The organism is Novosphingobium sp. 32-60-15 (genome assembly GCF_002280675.1).
Taxonomy (GTDB): domain Bacteria; phylum Pseudomonadota; class Alphaproteobacteria; order Sphingomonadales; family Sphingomonadaceae; genus Novosphingobium.
In genome coordinates this window covers 175,919-193,472 of the sequence record NZ_NCEN01000002.1, presented here as the reverse complement: position 1 = coordinate 193,472, position 17,554 = coordinate 175,919, and the positions used below count along the sequence as shown (strand labels likewise).

Below are 17,554 nucleotides of genomic sequence, written 5' to 3'. Positions count from 1 at the left end.
ATCCTCTTCCATGGGGGACGCCCGGCAGTTGTTTCTGCCGTGGTCGTCCCGAATTTCATCTGGCTCTAGACCTTTGGCATGATCTCTTCGGCCACCCAGCGCAGTCGCTCGATATATTCCGACTTGTCGGTGATGCCAGGCGGCAGCGGTACGATGGTTTCGGTAATGCCAAGGTCTTTCAGCCAGCCGATTTGGTCGATAATCTTTTGCGCATCGCGCGTGCCCGGTGCGCGCGGATCGTCCATCACTTCGTGATGAGCGCCAACGTTGAGCATTTCGAGCGCGAAGAATACCTCGATGGGCCTGCCATCATATTCGGGCTGTGATTTGATCAGGTCGATACAGGCAGGAAATGTCTCGGGCGGGGTCCGGAACGGCGACCAGCCATTGCCGAACTTGGCCACGCGCTTCAGCACCGGCTCGGCATCGCCACCCAGCCAGATCGGAATATGCGGTTTCTGTAGCGGTTTGGGTTCAAACCCTGCATTCTTGAAATTGACGAATTCACCTTCAAAGCACGGACTGTCCGATGTCCACAGTTCGATCATGGCGGCGAGATATTCATCCGCCATGCGCCCGCGCTTGTGGAAATCGACGCCCAGCATGTCGAATTCGTCTTTTAGCCAACCCACACCGAACAGCGCTTCGGCCCGGCCCCCTGTCAGCCAGTCGAGTGTCGACCACGCCTTGGCCTGGACAATCGGGCTTTGCAGCGGCAGGATCGAAACTGACGAAGACAACCGCAGGTTTTTGGTGCGTCCGCCAAGATAGCCCAGCGCCACGACCACGTGGAAATAGTGATAGCCGGATAAGTCATGATGCTCTGGTGGGATCACGAAATGTTCGCCCAACATGCACTTGTTAAATCCCAGTGCATCGCCTTGCGCAATCAGGTCGCCAACGTCGGCCCCTGACAGTGCAAATTCCCAAGGCTGCACCATCGCCTTGACGTGCATGGAATTGGGAACGCCCATATTGAGCTTCATCGTCTGTCCTCCGCCGGTTCGCACTGATCCTGACCGGAGCAGCGCTGTTTGCGAAAAGGATCATGCGCAGAGGCCCCGCGCTCACCACCTTCCCAAAGGAAGGGCACTTTGCGCAGCGGCAATATCGTCTGCCGTATCGATGTCGATCGCCAGCCCTTCACGCCGTATTACGGTTGCATGGGGCAGGCGTTGCACGTGCAATGCAAGGCTGCCCGGTCCAAAAGCAAAGCCGACACACACAGCCTCGCGCATTGCCAGTGCATTGGTGCCCGTGCCGTGCCGGTCGGTCGCGATCGCAGCCCCCGCAGCGTCCGCTGCCATGATCAGCGCAGTAATGTCTTCAGCGCAAAGCAACGGCAGGTCTGCATGGATGACCAGAAGGCGTTTGCCTGCAAGTGCTGCGCAGACCCGGTCAAGTTCCGCGTTCAAACCTTTGCCGTGGTCCGGCTCCCACACCGTGCCGGGAATATCGCCCGGTTCAGGCGAAAGTACCCAGATTGAAGCAATGGCCGGGACGCTCGCCAGCGTGGCCATCACATGATCCGCCATGCCTTCTGCCAGCGCCGCCTGAGCCCCGCTGTCCAGCGCGCCTGTTAGACGGGTCTTGCGATCCGCTGCCGCCTTAAGCGGAACGATAGCGGTCCAGTTCATTGGCAAGAAAGGCTGGTGGCAAGGTCCAGTGCCGCTTGCGCCACGCGTGCCTTGTCATCATCATCGCGCATCAATGTGGCCGTCTGCGCAATCGCGATGCCATCGGGCGCATCATCGCCTTGATTGATCACGAGTCCGTCGATGAAATCGGCATAATGCGCAGCGATCGAGGCATTGGCGAGACGGATGCCCAATTCTTCCATCAGCTTGGCGGTTGGTCCTTTCACGGCCCTTCCGGCAATGATCGGGGATACTGCCACCACCGGCGCTTTTGTAAGCGCCAACGCGCTGCGAATGCCGGGCACTGCAAGCAATGGATCGATGCTGAGGAACGGATTGGACGGGGCAATCACCACCGCATCTGCACTGGCAATCGCTGCCAATACGCCGGGGGCGGGAAGCGCTGTATCCGCGCCGTCGAATCTGATGCGGCTTACTTGCGGAACACAACGGCGCGCTACGAAATAGTGCTGGAAATCCAGCAATCCCTCGTCTGTTTCAAGCCGCGTTGCCACCAGCGCATTGGCCATCGGCAGGATCGTTGCGCCAATCCCGAAGCGGACCGCAAGATCGGCGGTTATTGCGTCAAGCCCGTCGCCGTTTGCCAGCCGTGTGGTGCGCAGTACATGCAAGGCCAAGTCGCGGTCGCCCAACTGGAACCAGTCCGGCCCGCCAAGATCGCGAAGCGTCTCAAGGAAGCTCCAGCTTTCATCTGCCCGGCCCCAACCCTGTTCGCGATTGGCCTTGCCCGAAAGCGTATATAGCAGCGTGTCTATGTCGGGCGAAACATGCAGGCCAAGATGGCGGAAATCGTCGCCAGTGTTGACGATGGCCGTTACGTCGGCTGCAGGCAACACGCGCAACAGCCCCAGCACCAGCTTGGCCCCGCCCACGCCGCCTGTCAGCACCGTTACTTTCACTGGAACAAATCCTCGGCCAGTGACCTTGTCAGATCGGCCGCCGGACGCGCCGCACCGGCCACGGTATAGCCGCGCACGATCACAGCAGGGATCCCCTCGCCGCCCTCGCCCATTACCAGCGCTGCCGCGCTTGCCAGCAAGTCGGCAACGGCAATTTGCGTCACTTCCAGTTTGCGCCCGTCACGATCCAGCAGCCCGCGCCGGTCATCAATGGCGGGAAGACCCGCGGCGCCGATGCCCACCGCCACCACGCCCATGCGCCACGGCCTGCCGAAACTGTCGGAAATGACCACCGGACACCCCAAGGCTTGCGAAATCCGCTCTGCCGAAGCATCCGGATCGACCGGTAGCAACAGGGCGCGCGCGTCATCCCCTGCTCCGATGTTTGACCGGTCGATGCCCGCATTGGCCATGACCAGTCCCAGCTTGTGCCGCACGATCAGGACGTTGGGCACCGCGCGCACGACGTCAGTCGATTCTTGCAGGACGAGTTCAACCAGCCGCGCATCTTTGCGCGTCACTTCAGCCAGCCGCACCGCTTCGGCACTTGGCACAACATCTGCCAATACAACCGAACGTCCCTCTGCCTTCGACACGATCTTCTGCGTTACAATCAGGATATCGCACGGTCCCAAAGCGGTTCCGGCGCTTGCCACTGCCCGGCCAAGCGTTGCGGTCAGGTCTTCACCTGCCCCCACTTCGCCAATGGCGGACAGCGGAATGATCTCGATTGCAGACACGTCGTGCGCGTTCCTTCAGAGTTCCAACCCTCACGCTCAGTCAGCGGGAGGGATCAGTTCTCCTGTGATGCGAATCCCAGCGCCGTCAACCTTATAGGTCTTGTTCATGAAAATCAGGATCGAGGTCATTGCCTCGGCTGCAGCGGAATTGACCAGCGCGCCTGCGTGCAATCCGCGCAAGCCCATCGCATCGGCCAATTCAATTACTTGCGCCCGCGCGGCCTTTTCATCGCCAAACACCAGCACATCGCAGCCGACGTCGATATCCTGAGCCAGCTTGTGCGCTGCCACATTGTGAAAGCCCGAAACCATCGTCACGCCTTCGCCCAACAGGCCCTGTGCGCGGACCGCTGCCGAGCCTTCGGCGGGCAATTGCACGCGCATTACCTTGGGCGGCACTAACGGCACGGTGGTATCCACCACGATCTTGCCTGTCACGTGAGGCTTGATATCGGCCAATGTTGCTTCCTGCGCGGAAAACGGCACGGTCACGATGATCAAGTCGGCCTGCGCCGCTGCATCGGCATTGGCCATGCCGACAAGGCCGTGGCCCAGTTCAGCCGCCTTTTCCTGCGCCGCCTCGGCCTTGCGCGATCCGATCAGGACCGTGCGGCCGGCACGCGCCAGACGCCAAGCAATCGCTGCGCCCAGATTGCCGGTGCCGCCGATGATGCCAATGATCTGCCCGCTCATGCTGCACCTGCCGCAGCATGGGCCATGAAGCGTTGCATATCGGCATAGACGCCAGAGTGTGCTGTAAACCCGCCATCTGCGACGATCGACGCGCCGGTGATGTAGCGCGACTGGTCCGACGCCAGGAACGCGGCCACTTCGGCAATATCGTCGGGCGATCCAAGGAAGGGCACAAGATTGTGCTCTTTCATCAGCGCCTGCGCCTCGGGCGGCAGGTTTTCGTCAAGTGCTTCGGTCATCACCAGTCCCACCACGATCACGTTGGCGCGGATGTTCTGCTTGCCATATTGCGTAGCGACATAGCGCGACAGGCCAAGCAGCCCGGCCTTGGTCGTGCCGTAAGCCGGATAGTCAAGATCGCCTGCCAGCCCTTTGCCGGACCCTGTAAAGATGATCGAGCCTGCGCCTTGCTTGATCATATGCGGGATCGCATGCTTTGCCGCCAGCATCGAACCGGTCAGGTTCGTGGCGAATGCCTTGTTCCAGAATTCCACGGTCATATCGGTGATCGCGGCATCTTCGAACATCGCGCCGGTCTGCGCCGCGTTGCTGTGCAGGATATCCAGCTTGCCGAAGGTTTCGACCGTGCGCGCAATGCCCGCCGCAATCGATGCCTCGTCAGTCACGTCCATACCGATGGCCAGACCTTGGCTACCTAGCGCCTCGATTTCGGCGACGACGCCCGCAAGCTTTGATTCGGTCCGCCCCGTGATCGCCACTTTGGCTCCGCGCGCAGCAAACATCTTGGCCGTTGCCCGGCCAATGCCGCTGCCGCCGCCGGTAATAATCGCAACCTTGCCCTCAAGCGGACGGTTCAGATCCAACATTCCATTACTCCGTCATCGCCGGACGATAGTCCGGTACCAATTCATAAAGCGTCGTGCGCTGGCGCGCCGGGCGGCCTGCACTGCGCGCGAGTGCGATCATCTCGGGCGGTCCGAATTCTTGCCCGTTAACCCCGCCTGCCGCGCGCGTGATGGATTCGTCCATCAGCGTCCCGCCAAGGTCATTGGCGCCCGCCGCCAGCACTGCCGCCGCAGCTTCAGGCCCCAGCTTGACCCAGGAGACCTGGATGTTGGTCAGCACCGGATGCAGCACGATCCGCGCAATGGCGTGCATCAGCACCGCCTCGCGGTAGCTCGGTCCAGAGCGGGCCAGCCCCTTGCGCCAGATCGGCGCTTCCATGTGGACGAAGGGCAGCGGCACGAATTCGGTAAATCCGCCGGTTTCTTCCTGCAAAGCGCGTACTTGCGCCAAATGGCGGGCCCAGTGGCGGTATTGCTCGACATGGCCGAACATGATTGTCGCCGTGGTGCGAAGGCCTACACTGTGCGCCGCGCGCATGACCTCAAGCCATTCGTGCGCAGTCACCTTGTCCGGGCACAGAATTTCGCGGACTTCGGGATCGAGGATTTCGGCTGCCGTCCCTGGAAGCGTCGCAAGCCCGGCGTGTTTCAGGCGCGTCAGAAAGTCTTCCAGTGAAAGCCCCAACGTCCGCGCGCCGTGCATCACTTCCAGGGGCGAAAACGCATGGATGTGGATGCCGGGTGCGGCGGCTTTCACTGCTGCAACGATGTCGAGATAAGTATTGCCATCGTAATCGGGGTGGATGCCCCCTTGCAGACAAACCTCGGTCGCACCGCGTTCCACCGCCTCGGCGGCACGCCGCCCGATTTCTGCAAAGTCCAGCCGGTAGGCCGGTCCGCGCATTGCCTTGGTGCTGCCTTTGGAAAAGGCGCAGAACCCGCAGCGATAAAGACAGATGTTGGTGTAATTGATGTTGCGGTTGACCGCGTAAGTAACGGTATCGCCCACCACTTCGGCGCGTAAGCCATCGGCATGCGCGCACACCTTGTCAAAGTCGTCGCCGTCAGCCGTGAACAGCTTGGCAATTGCTGCTTCGTCCAGCCGCTCTCCATAGCTGGCCTGCTCAAGAATCTTTGCAATTGCCGGTGTGGCAGGCGCTGGCGCCAGTTCCGGCACGGCATCGCCATGGCCGACTGCCCAGTCGCTGTCCTTGGGCAGGCCGCGCCCGTCCACCGCCCGCAACACTGCAGGCGCGATGCGCGGATCGCACCACCGCGTCGCTTGCTGGGCATGGCGCGGGCCTATCGCCAGCCGCTGGCGCAATGCGCGCCCAGCATCGGCAGTGGCATCGGCCAGTACTTCAAGATGTGGCCACGGTGCATCGGGGTTGACGTGGTCAGGCGTCAGCGGCGACACCCCGCCCCAGTCGTTCACACCGGCGCGGATCAGATCGCCCAGTGCTGAACGGTCATGCAGGTTAGGCGGCGCCTGAATGGTCATTTGCGCGCCAAGAATCAGGCGCGCCGCAGCGATCGTCCAGACATGGTCATCCAGCGTCGGCTCTGCGCGGTCCGCCATCTTGGTGCCGGGTTTGGCGCGGAAGTTCTGGATGATCACTTCCTGGATGTGGCCATAACGGTCGTCCAATGCACGGATCGCCAGCAGTGCCTCGATCCGCTCAAGACGCGTTTCCCCGATGCCGATGAGCAAGCCGGTGGTAAACGGAACCGCCGCTTCGCCCGCCGCTTCGATGGCGGCCAATCTGCGTGCAGGCTCTTTGTCGGGCGATCCGAAATGGGCCTCGCCCTTTTCGCAAAGGCGCGCCGATGCCGATTCCAGCATGATGCCCATCGATGCGGAATGCGGTCGCAAAGCTGCATAGTCCGCTGCGTCCATCAGGCCGGGATTAAGGTGTGGCAGCAATCCCGTTTCATCAAAGACCAGGGCGGCGACTTCGGCCAGATAGGACAGAGTCGTTTCATGACCCAGCTTGCCGAGCGCTTCACGCGCGGCGGAATAGCGTGCTTCGGGTTTGTCTCCCAAAGTGAAAAGAGCCTCGCGGCACCCCATCGCTGCCCCGGCCCGCGCAATCGCCAAAACGGCGTCCCGGTCCAGATAAGCCTCTGCAACTTGCGCCGGAGTATGGGCGAACGTGCAATAATGGCACACATCCCGGCAAAGCTTCGTCAGTGGAATGAAGACCTTGCGCGAGTAAGTTACGATTGCCCCGTGGCCATCAAGCGTCAGCGCCTCTGCCGTGTCGAGAAGCGTGCCGAGCGGCAAAGCGTCAAGCGCTGCGATGATGTCGTCCGCCTTGGCGGCACGGTCCTGCCAGATGGCCATCATCCCGACACCCTTCCCGCGACGCAGGAACAGCGCATGCCGCGAAGCTCCCGAGCGTTGCCGGCCGCGCTGGCCGATCTGTGCACCATGCTTTTCTCTCCCGCAGTCCAGTAACTGCCCGTCGCCAGACGAAGCTGCAAACGAAGACTTTGCTTGGACAACCCTTTCGCGTTGCTGACCCGTCAAAAGATAGGTTGTCGCGCGATAGTGCAGGAATGTTGAGTCCTGCCACCTGAACGTCTGCCTGACATTCAAAGTTGATGAAACACATGCGGCGTTGTGCGCTGGATCGTCACGATTTGATCTTGATCAATTACGAAAGCCCGATCGCATGGTTTTATGAACACAATATACAGAAACTGTTCATTCAGTATCAGATGTTTTAACGGAGAGAACTTTCATGGCCACCATGCTGAAAGATGCCCTTGAACCCGATTTCGCGATGCCTGATTACAATCGGGCTGCGGAAAAGGAGTTTATTGCCAAGGCCCGCGCGCTTCAGCCCATGCTTTTGGCCAATGCCGGGTATGGCGATGACAACGGCGTTCTTCATCCGGACGTGTTCCGCGCTTTGACCGATGCAGGCTTCTGGGCAATGGCTGCGCCCCGCCGCTGGGGCGGAGTTGGCACCAGCGCGCGTGCCATGGCGCTGGTCGGTTATGAACTGGCCAAGGGTGATCCGTCGGTAGGCTGGGTCTATACTGTGCTGCACGGCACCACCTGGGTTGCCAGCCTTGGCCCTGATGCGCTGCAAGAAGCGATCTTTGGTGCAGGAGCGCAACACCCGGTTATCTGCGGCATCGCCAATCCGCCAGGCACGCTTGATGAGGTCGAAGGCGGTTATATCGTCAACGGACGCTGGCCTTACGCTTCGGGTTCGGCCCATGCCGGGTGGGCACAGCTTGGTGTTGCCATTCGCAAGCCCGATGGAACTTTGGAGCACGGCGGCTTCGCCTATCTGCGCCGGGACCAGTACACGATCGACACCACCTGGCACATGATGGGAATGAAGGGCACCGGTTCGAACACCATTGTGGCCGAAAACGTGCTGATCCCGCGTGACCAGTTCTTCCACGTCGCCAAGTTGGGCATCGGCGGACACGAGGCGGGCAAGCGCCATGTCGGCGAACCATCGGACTACTGGCCGTTCATGCCCTTTTTGCGGGCCACTGCGCACGCGGTCGTCGCCGGAGCAGCATCGGCCATTCTGGAGCGGGTCCGCGATGCTTCCGCCAAGCGGCCCATCGTCTACACATCTTATGCCCGCCAGGCTGATTGTGTGACCATGCAGGTTGAACTGGGCAAAGCTGCCGCACGGATCGCGGCGGCAGAGGCGCTAACGCTCAAAACCTGCGACATGATCGATCAGGCCGGCCTGGAACGCCGCCGCCTGACGCCTCAGGAACGGGCACAAAGCAAAGGCGAAGGTTCGCTTGCCGTCGATTTGTTGAACGAGGCGATTGAGCAGCTGATGTTCCTCGCAGGATCAAGTGCTTATGCCGATTCCAATCCGATCCAGCGTTACTACCGCGACGCCTCGTTTGCCATGCGGCACGTCGCGAACCTGCCCTACGTCGGCTACGAAATCTTCGGCAAATCTCTGTTGAGCGTCGAGCCGAATATCTCGCCCGCCGACTTCATCTGATCAATCCGACATCACGACAATAATGAGAGGACGCACGCAATGCGCATGATTCCAGCCAAGCACATCGTCAACGAAGCCATGTCGCAGATGATCGACCTTGAAAACCGTGAGGTTTCGGTCGCACTGCTGCACGATCAGGAAATCTACGAAGTCGAACTCGAACGCATTTTCGCCAAGGCATGGTTGCTGCTTGGCCACGAAACCGAAATCCCCAATGTCGGCGATTACGTCGTGCGTTTGATGGGCGAGGATCAGGTCATTGTGGCGCGCGCCGCCGATGGACAAGTCCATGTCTCGCTGAACGTCTGCCCGCACCGTGCCATGCATGTGTGCCTGTCGGATTCGGGCAATGCGCGGGTGCACAAGTGTATCTATCACGGCTGGGCTTTCCGCCCGGACGGCAGCTTCATCGGCGCGCCGATCGAACGCGAACAGATGCACGGCAATATCAAGACCAAAGCCCAGCTCGGCCTTAAAAAGGCACGGGTCCAGCTTTATGGCGGTCTCGTATTTGCCACGTGGAACATCGAAGGCCCCAGCCTGGACGAATGGCTGGGCGACATGAAGTTTTATTATGACATGCTGTTCGACCGCACCGACGGCGGCCTTGAGGTGCTTGGCCCCCCGCAGCGGCTGACAATCGACGCCAACTGGAAGACCGCTGGCGAACAGTCGGCCTGCGACGGTTTCCACACCCTGACGCTGCACGGCTCGGTGATTGATATTGGCGCGATGGGCGGCGAACACGATACCGCGCATGAAAGTGCGCCCGCGATGTATGGCATCAACCTTTCTGGCAACGGCCATTCGCTGCGCTGCATTCCGGCGGATACCAGTTGGGCCCTGGCGCATGGCAAGGGCGACCTTACGCCTGATGAACGGCTTGAAGCCTTTCCACCGCCCGGCATCACACCGGAACTTCTGCCCGAACTGCGCCGCAAGATGAGCGCCGAACAGCTCCACGTTCTGGCCAAGGCACCACCAGTCGTGGGCGGCATGTTCCCCAACGCGAACATTCTGTTTATTTACAGTCCATTGCGTGATGGCACGCTTGGTTCAGCATTGGTGCTGCATTCGATCATGCCGCGCGGCGTCCACCAGTTTGAATGGACGACCTATTACTTTGCCGAAAAGGGCACGCCTGAACATATCAAGACAATGATGCGTGCCGCCGCCACGCAGGGAACAGGCACATCGGGCATCATCGAACAAGACGATAGCGACACTTGGCCGCACATGACCGAATCCGCGCGTGGCGTGATCGGCCGGACCGAAACGTTGAAGTATCAGGCGATCCTTGGCGAAAACCGCCCTGCCGACTGGCCTGATAAGGCCAAGGTTTATGAAGGGTTCGGCAAGGACGACGCCCAATGGGAATGGTGGCTGGCCTATCACCGGCTGATGACCGCTGACTGATCTTCGCCGACCGGTTCCCAACCCCGTTCTGTAAAAGGATTCCTGCCATGTCCGCCGTTACCACTGCATCTGTCACATATACCCGCAAGGACCAGCGCCGCGAAGAAGTCGCCTATGGTTCGCCCGTACACAATGCTGTAACCGGGTTCCTGATCCGCGAGGCCCGCCTGCTTGATCACCGCGAGCTGGCAGAGTGGGCCACGTTGCTGGCCGAAGATCTGGAATACAAGGCGCCTGTCCGGATTACCCGTCGCGTCCAGCAGTGGGATCAGGAATTCGGCACGATGGGCCATTTCGACGATGATTATAATTCGATCCAACTGCGCATCACACGGCTGACCACCACCACCAATGCATGGTCCGAAGACCCGGCATCGCGCGTGCGGCGGTTCATCACCAACGTTTCGGTGTGGGAAACCGACATTCCTGATGAGTATGAGGTGTCCAGCTACTTGCTGCTGACGCGCAACCGGGCCGAGGCCAAGGATTACAAGCAACTTTCAGCCGAACGCAATGACCGCCTGCGCATGACCGCAGACGGTTTCAAGATCGCACGCCGGTCTATCATGATAGATCAGGTCGTGCTGGGCATGCCCAACTTCGCCATTTTCCTTTGATCGGCCCCTGCCGCCGCCCGTTTCCTTTCAAGCGATAGGGTCATGGGCGGCGGGAATTGCGCAATGGTGAAAATGAGCGTCGCCCTGCGGCGGCACCTGAGGAGTTGCAACGACAATGGAACAGAACACAGCCGATCCGCTTGATCGCATGGTTTCCGACTATGCGCTGGTGACCAACGGTTATTCCGGAAAGGCGCCTGCCAATCCCTACCCGATGTTCGAAGAACAGCGCGCCCGCTGCCCGGTGATGCACGGCGATCTGCTCAAACAGCATAGTGTGCCAAGCATGGCTGATTATATGATGACCGGCCGGCCAACGGTTACCTTGTTGCGCTACAAGGATATTCATGCGGTCCTCATGGACCCGGAAAACTGGCAGAGCCACATTGTCGGCGACGGATTTGGCGCTGCTGTGGACAACATGCTGATCACCGCAATGGACGGCAAGGAGCACGATCATTTTCGCGCGCTGCTGCAGCGGCCATTCCTGCGCTCGGAAATCCGCAAGCTGATCGACACCCTGATCAAGCCGGTTCTGATGCAGGAATTTATCAGTGAACTGCGTCCGCGCGGGAAGGCCGATTTGTTGCGCGATCTTGCGCTGCCCTTCCCGATCCGCGCGATTTACCAGTACTTCGGTTTCCCGCATGACAAGGAACTGTTGCAGAACCTGGCCAGCTGGGCGATTCAAGTGGTTGCTGCCCCGCAAACCGACCCTGCGCTTGCCGCAATCACCATACCGCAATCCATGGTCGCAGGGCAGGCCATGTATGACACGGTGCTGCCGATCGTGCAGGCCTATCGCCAGCGCGGCGAGATGAAGGCCGATATTCTGGGCCACATGATGCAGGTGAATGACGATGGTCGCACCTTTAGCGACGAACAAATTGCCACATTCATCCGGATGTTGCTGTTGGCTGCTGGTGAAACGACAACGCGCAGCATTGCCAACATGATGGTGCAATTGCTGGAAAACCCCGACGTCATGGAGCAGGTCCGGGCTGATCGCACTCTGGTGCCCAAGGCCGTTATGGAAACGATGCGGCGCGACCCCACCGCAGGTGCGGTTGCGCGCGTTGCCGCCAAAGACATGGAAGTGGGCGGCATAGCCGTGGCCAAGGGTACAGCGGTCCTGCTCTCGATCGCGTCGGCCAATCGCGATCCCGAAGTCTACGAAGACCCGGACCGCCTGTGGCTTAAGCGCCCGATGCGCCCGCTGCTCAGCTTCGGTTTCGGGCCGCACATGTGCATGGGCATGCACATGGCCATCGCAGAAATGGAAGTGGCGCTTGATGCACTGCTTGACCTGCCCAACTTGCGCTTTGATCCTGCGTTTCCCCACCCGCAGATCCGCGGGCTGAACATGCGCGGGCCGGATGCGGTGCCGGTGCTGTGGGACGCCTGACCGCCTGATTTGGCAGTGCCGTAATGAAAAAAGGCCGAAACCGGGGTGATCCGGTTTCGGCCTTTGTTTTGAGAGCCAGATTAGAAGTTAAGTCGGGCGACTACGCCGTAAGTGCGCGGTTCGCCCACTGCGACGGAGTTTACCGGGAAGCTTTTGAGCAGGACGTCAGGTGCAGCAAAGTAGCGTTCCTTGGTCAGGTTGCGCGCGAACACGCCAATGTCGAGCCCGGTGCTGGCAATGTTCTTCCAGTCCAGCCGCATATTGATCAATTTGTAGCCTGGCAGCTTTTCGCCATATTGCCCGCCGAAGTCGTCAGTCATGAACAAGTCACCGTTCAGCACCAGATCGCCACCTGCCGGGTGCAGTGGAAGCGTCCAGCTGGCACCGACCGTGCCCGAGACAGAAGGCGAATAGCGATTGACGTCGCTTGCGGTGAACGAGATGCCGGGAACTGGCGGCAGCGTGAGCTTGTCCACCTTGATATGCGTATAGGCCCCGTTTAAGGTGAAGGTCAGGTCACGTGTCAGGTTGACCGCGGCATCCAGTTCCACCCCGTAAATCGACAGATCAGCCGCGTTGACACCAAACGATCCGTTGGTGGGATTATCCGGCGCGGTCGACGGCACGAGCGCCTGGGCATTGAGGAACTGCAACGCGTTCTTGTACTTGCTGTAATAAACCGCCGTGTTGAGATGCCCGGTTGCACCCGACACGTCGAAGTTCAGCTTTTGCCCGATTTCGATGTCGGTAAGTGTTTCCTTGCCGGTCTTCTGGAAGGGCCGGAGATCCACGCACTGGCCGCTGCCAAACCCGCAGGACGGATCGGTGCCGCCCGTTGTGAACGGGGTTTCGAACAGCGGGGTGTTGATGTTGACCCCGCGATAGCCCCGACGGGTTACCGCATAGAGCAGCAAGTCCGGGCTTGCCTTCCAATCGAGGCCGAATGTCCAGCTTGGTGCCGAACCGCGATTGGTGACAACGCCTACGCCATCAGCAAGGCCGCGCGCCGCGATGGCGCGGCAAGCCTCGTCCGAAGCATAAGTGGTGCCGATTGCGCCGCCACATGCCGACACACGATCCCAGCTGTAGCGCGCGCCTGCGTTCACGGTGACGCTGTCAGTCAGCTTGTAGGTCAACTGGCCGAATGCTGCATAATTGGTGTTGGTCACGTTGGCGGTCACTACCGAAGCAGGGCTGCCGGGCGTTACGAAAGCTTCGAAGGTTGATCCTGAAGGACCGTCGGGCTTGTCATGGCTGTAAAAGCCGCCAACGATGAAGTTGAACTTGTCGAAGCTGCCAAGGAACTGGACTTCGTTGGTCAAGTACTGGCGCTGAATCAACGCGGCGGCGTGGAAGACGGTGAAGGGCACATCGACCGGGCTGCCGAACAATGCGCCCGGCAGGGCCGTGGGGCCCAGTGCGGCAGTGTTGATCAGCTGGTCACTGCGGTTCTTGCGCAGACCGAAGATATTGCGCAGCGTGAAATCACCAAACGTTGCCGAAGTATCGTTCGAAATGCCGAAGTTGCGGCGGTTGGCCCGACCCGAACCCGAACTGTCTGTAAACGCGCCGTAGAAATTCTGCTGCTGCTGGGTGAGATAGCCAGCGGTCTGGGCATCCAGCGCGCCGCCGACAATGCCGCCAGCCACCGGGCCAAGCGACGGCGCAAACAGGTTTGTGAAGCTGAAGTTCTGGCGCAGAAGGTAGTAGCCCGAACCGTATTCGCGGGCCTTGAAGTAATCGACCACGGTGGTGTTGGTCAGCCAGTCGTTGGGTGTAAACAGGATTGAGGCGCGGGCGCTGTCCTGATGGATATTGTTGAAGCCCAGGCCGCCATTGATCGAATATGTCAGCGGATCGGCGCGGCGGATCTGTCCCGCAACGCGAACAGCCAGCACGTCGGGGATAATCGGCACGTTAAGTGCGCCCTGCACTTCGCGGTAATCGAAGTTACCGTACGTGCCCTGGATATAGCCGCCGAAATCCTGCTTCGGGCCTTGCGGGGTGACCAGCACAGCGCCGCCCAGCGTATTGCGGCCAAACAGCGTGCCTTGCGGACCCTTGAGCACCTGAATGCTGCCGATGTCATAGGTTGGAACGTTAGAGCCAAGCGATGCCATGGGCACGTTGGCGAAATAGGTGACAACGCCGGGGGTTACTTCGCCGGTCGGGATTTGGCCGATGCCGCGCAGGGTAACGGCGGTGTTGTCCTTGCCACCTTCCGACGAGAAAGTCAGGCCGGGCGAGATTGTGCGGATATCGGCAATCGTCTGGACGCTGCTGCGCTCAAGCGCAGCGCCAGAAAATGCTACGACCGAGACCGGGACGTCCTGCAGACGTTCGTTGCGGCGGCGTGCCGTGACAACAATGTCGGCGTCCGAAGGCATTTCGTCTGGTTGCGTCGCAACCGTTGCATCGGTTGCCTGTTGCGCTGCGACATCGGCCGGTGCGGCATAGGCCGTTCCTGCAGCAAACAGCAGGGCAGCAAGCGCAGAACCGCAAAGAAGCTGCGTGGATTTGGCACTCATCAGAAATTCTCCCAAAAGCCGCAGCCCGGTCAGGCGCGGCACCTTGCATGACAGCGCGACCTGCGATCGCGTCTGGTTGGATGTCCGCTACAAAACTGCTTCGTCCCTCCCTTCCTATCGAAGGGCAGGGTCTTGGCGCTTCGCTCTCATTCGAGCGAGATTTCTAAAAAAGCGTTGTAAATGTGCAACTTGCTGGCGGTCGAGCGGAGCGGCACCCGCTTTGAAGGCGCACACGACTCAGGGTTCTCCGGTTGGAGTGTGTGAATTGCGTCTGCTGTCAAGGAAGGCAGGCCAGCGCTGCGGCCTGCCCCTCTGCCGGGTAAATTCAGCCTGCGGTTATGCCGCTGTCAGCGGTGTAACAAGCACCATGGACCGAGCGCGCGCGATCTGACGCAAGGAACATCAGAGGCTCGACAATGTCTTCAGGCTGCGCGGGCGGGCGCAAGCCAATGTAACGCGCGATCAGGCTTTGGTCAGCGTCCTGCGGGAATTCCAGCGTCGTGACCATTTCAGTCAGCATGCCGCCGGGCGCGAGCGCGTTGATCCGTACCGGCGAATGCATCATTTCCATCGCCAAGGATTTGGTCAGACTGAGCAGCGCCGCCTTTGTTGCGCCATAGGGCGCAGTATAAGCCTGGCCGAGGAAGGCTGCCGTCGACACCACGTTCACGACATTGCCCTTGGTTTCCACCAGATGCGGCATTGCGGCCTGCATCAGGAAGAACGGCGCGGTAACGTTGGCTGCAAACAGTTTGGCCCAGTCTTCGGTGGTGACTTTGGCCAGTGCGTGGAACCGCAAAATGCCCGCGATGTTGCAAAGCACATCAAGCTTGCCAAATGTCTCTACGGTGATGGCAACGGCGCGCGCGCAATTGGCAGGATCGCCAAGGTCCGCGGCATAGACCGCGCTTTGCCCGCCAGCTTCGGCAATCCGCCGCGCGGTTTCGGCAAGACCCTGGGCGTTGACATCGGCCAGACAAACCTTTGCGCCTTCTGCGGCAAAACGCAGGCTGGCAGCACGGCCAAGACCCGATGCAGCGCCGGTTACCAGCACCACTTTGCCTTCGAATTCCTGCGCAGTCATATCAGTTACCCTTTGCCGGAGCGCAGACCACGGGCGTGATCGCTTTATAAAGATGCGTGGCCATTCCTTCCATCGAGAAGGCTTCGCTCATATGCATGGCACCGGTTTCGACCAGCGACGTGAGGTTTGCCAGCGTCACGTCCGGCGCGTCGGTCTCCATGGTATAGATCGCCATGTATTTTTGCCTGGGCGCTCCTTCGGCATCGCAATCCATCAGACAAAAGCGCTGGGCCGACACGAAGCCGGGAACGGCGACAACGTCTGCAAGATGGCGATTGCTGTACCAGTCGTTGTATTCATCCTCGTGACCCGGAACCGGGTTGCTGTGCACGACATAGGCAAATTGTGGCATGTGATTAACCCCAGACAAGCGGCAGTTTGACCGGTTGGATCATGCCGAGATGATATTCCGCGGTGTGCCCTTCCGCCAAGCGGAATTGCGGAATCCGCTTCAGGAATTCCTCGATCGCGATGCGCATCTCGCGGCGTGCCAGATGCATGCCAACGCACATGTGCGGGCCAAAGCCAAACGAGACGTGCCGCGGGTTCCGGTCGAAGCGGACGACATCAGGTTCGGGAAACTCTTCAGGATCGCGGCCCGCCAGGGTGGTCGACATGGCAACCTTGTCACCCGGCATCATCTTCACGCCGCCGAATTCGGTTTCTTTTGTGCAAGTGCGGAAAGTTGTCACGGCGGCATAGGCACGCATCATTTCGTCGATGGCGTGCTGGATGCGCTGCGGGTTATCCTTGAGGAACTGCTGATCGGCGGGATTGCGCGCCAGATGCAAGAAATGCAGGCCCATGTTGGTCGATACGGTATCCAGCCCGCCGATAAAGAGGTTAAAGGCAAAGCCGACCAGTTCATCGTCATTCAGCTTCTGCCCTTCAACGTCTACACCCAGCGCATAGCTGATAATATCGGTGCCGGGATTTTTGCGCCGCTCTGCAATCTGTTCGCGCAGAAACGCCACGACATTGCGCGTCGCATCGGCCATCTTGGCCATGTCCATTTCGTGCAGCAGGCCGGTTTCCCATTCGAGGAACTGCGCGGTATTGCTGAGCGGGAAATCCATGAGTTCAAGGAATACCTTGATTGGAAATTCGAACGCGAAATCGGCCATGAATTCGCACGAGCCGCGCTCTTTGAATGATTCGATATAGTCCACCGCATAGCCGCGGATACGGTCTTCCAACTTTGCCATGGCAGATGGCGTGAAAAGCGGGTTGATGAAGGCGCGATACTTGCCATGTTGCGGCGGATCAAACTCAACCGGAAGGTTGGTCCAGGTATCACCGACCATCTTGGAATAGGGCGAGAAGTCCTTGCTCGAAAAAGTGTCGGTATCCATATAGATTTTGCGCAAATCGGCCACGCGGCGAACGATCCAGGCCGGAGTGAACCCGGGATAGGCATGGGGTGCGTAAAAGATCGGCGGGCCTTCATGCACTGCCGGTGCCCATTCGCCGAACGGATCGGCATGGGTGCTTGTACCGAACATATACGGGAATGGACGCACAAGATCAGCCGGAACGTGGGCCGGGATCACAGGTTCGGGCAACTGGAAATTCATGGCAATGCTCTCCTTGCGCGGGGCCGTTCTGGCTGCGGGCACAGGGGAAACATTACGCTCCGCTGTGAACGACCTGCACTTCCGGCTTCCATTCGTACCAAATATCGGACAGCATGAATTGCAACAAGTAGGATCAATTTTTACA

15 protein-coding genes are annotated in these 17,554 nt (G+C 59.9%); 4 read left to right on the top strand and 11 right to left on the bottom strand.

All coding sequences use genetic code 11. From position 1 onward, the window contains the following. Nucleotides 1-65: 65 nt before the first annotated feature. From B7Y89_RS02445 to cofH, 7 genes are all read right to left on the bottom strand, one after another. The gene (locus tag B7Y89_RS02445) at nt 66-986 is read right to left on the bottom strand and encodes a TIGR03619 family F420-dependent LLM class oxidoreductase (RefSeq protein WP_292935411.1); all 921 of its coding nucleotides are present in this window, start codon (nt 984-986) and stop codon (nt 66-68) included. An 81-nt stretch (nt 987-1,067) separates the two neighbouring features. After that, on the bottom strand, nt 1,068-1,637 hold the full coding sequence (gene cofC, locus B7Y89_RS02440) for a 2-phospho-L-lactate guanylyltransferase (RefSeq protein ID WP_292935409.1): 570 nt from the start codon (nt 1,635-1,637) through the stop codon (nt 1,068-1,070). After that, on the bottom strand, nt 1,634-2,557 hold the full coding sequence (gene cofD / locus B7Y89_RS02435; protein WP_292935407.1) for a 2-phospho-L-lactate transferase: 924 nt from the start codon (nt 2,555-2,557) through the stop codon (nt 1,634-1,636). Before cofD ends, cofC begins: the two co-directional genes overlap by 4 nt. Continuing rightward, a complete protein-coding gene (cofE, locus tag B7Y89_RS02430) occupies nt 2,554-3,297 on the bottom strand; it encodes a coenzyme F420-0:L-glutamate ligase (RefSeq protein ID WP_292935405.1) in 744 nt (247 codons plus the stop codon). The genes cofD and cofE overlap by 4 nt, the downstream gene beginning before the upstream one ends. A gap of 36 nt (nt 3,298-3,333) precedes the next feature. Further along, nucleotides 3,334-3,990, bottom strand: a complete 657-nt coding sequence (gene npdG, locus B7Y89_RS02425) for an NADPH-dependent F420 reductase (protein WP_292935404.1) — start codon at nt 3,988-3,990, stop codon at nt 3,334-3,336. Then, nucleotides 3,987-4,817 carry an SDR family oxidoreductase gene (locus B7Y89_RS02420; protein WP_292935402.1) on the bottom strand — a complete coding sequence of 277 codons (831 nt, stop codon included), beginning with the start codon at nt 4,815-4,817 and terminating at the stop codon, nt 3,987-3,989. Before B7Y89_RS02420 ends, npdG begins: the two co-directional genes overlap by 4 nt. A 4-nt stretch (nt 4,818-4,821) precedes the next feature. Continuing rightward, entirely contained in the window at nt 4,822-7,143 is a 2,322-nt protein-coding gene (gene cofH, locus B7Y89_RS02415; protein WP_292935400.1) for a 5-amino-6-(D-ribitylamino)uracil--L-tyrosine 4-hydroxyphenyl transferase CofH, read from the bottom strand. A 397-nt stretch (nt 7,144-7,540) separates the two neighbouring features. On the opposite strand from cofH, the gene B7Y89_RS02410 reads away from it, so the two are divergent. The 4 genes from B7Y89_RS02410 (at nt 7,541) to B7Y89_RS02395 (ending at nt 12,223) form a co-directional block, all read left to right on the top strand. Beyond that, nucleotides 7,541-8,785, top strand: a complete 1,245-nt coding sequence (locus B7Y89_RS02410; RefSeq protein ID WP_292935398.1) for an acyl-CoA dehydrogenase family protein — start codon at nt 7,541-7,543, stop codon at nt 8,783-8,785. 39 nt (nt 8,786-8,824) lie between these two features. After that, nucleotides 8,825-10,201 (top strand): Rieske 2Fe-2S domain-containing protein, encoded by a 1,377-nt coding sequence (locus B7Y89_RS02405; RefSeq protein ID WP_292935396.1) that lies wholly within the window; start codon nt 8,825-8,827, stop codon nt 10,199-10,201. A gap of 47 nt (nt 10,202-10,248) precedes the next feature. Next, nucleotides 10,249-10,818, top strand: a complete 570-nt coding sequence (locus B7Y89_RS02400) for a 3-phenylpropionate/cinnamic acid dioxygenase subunit beta (protein ID WP_292935394.1) — start codon at nt 10,249-10,251, stop codon at nt 10,816-10,818. 115 nt (nt 10,819-10,933) lie between these two features. Further along, on the top strand, nt 10,934-12,223 hold the full coding sequence (locus tag B7Y89_RS02395) for a cytochrome P450 (protein WP_292935392.1): 1,290 nt from the start codon (nt 10,934-10,936) through the stop codon (nt 12,221-12,223). 80 nt (nt 12,224-12,303) lie between these two features. Here the strand turns inward: B7Y89_RS02395 and B7Y89_RS02390 are convergent, their stop codons facing one another. The 4 genes from B7Y89_RS02390 to B7Y89_RS02375 all read right to left on the bottom strand — a co-directional run bounded on the left by B7Y89_RS02390 (nt 12,304) and on the right by B7Y89_RS02375 (nt 17,409). After that, entirely contained in the window at nt 12,304-14,751 is a 2,448-nt protein-coding gene (locus B7Y89_RS02390) for a TonB-dependent receptor (RefSeq protein WP_292935391.1), read from the bottom strand. Nucleotides 14,752-15,076: 325 nt separating this feature from the next. Next, on the bottom strand, nt 15,077-15,835 hold the full coding sequence (locus B7Y89_RS02385) for an SDR family oxidoreductase (RefSeq protein ID WP_292935390.1): 759 nt from the start codon (nt 15,833-15,835) through the stop codon (nt 15,077-15,079). Between the two features lies 1 nt (nt 15,836). Next, on the bottom strand, nt 15,837-16,187 hold the full coding sequence (locus tag B7Y89_RS02380) for a DUF4286 family protein (protein ID WP_292935388.1): 351 nt from the start codon (nt 16,185-16,187) through the stop codon (nt 15,837-15,839). 4 nt (nt 16,188-16,191) lie between these two features. Then, nucleotides 16,192-17,409 carry a cytochrome P450 gene (locus tag B7Y89_RS02375; RefSeq protein WP_292935387.1) on the bottom strand — a complete coding sequence of 406 codons (1,218 nt, stop codon included), beginning with the start codon at nt 17,407-17,409 and terminating at the stop codon, nt 16,192-16,194. Between the last annotated feature and the right edge of the window lie 145 nt (nt 17,410-17,554).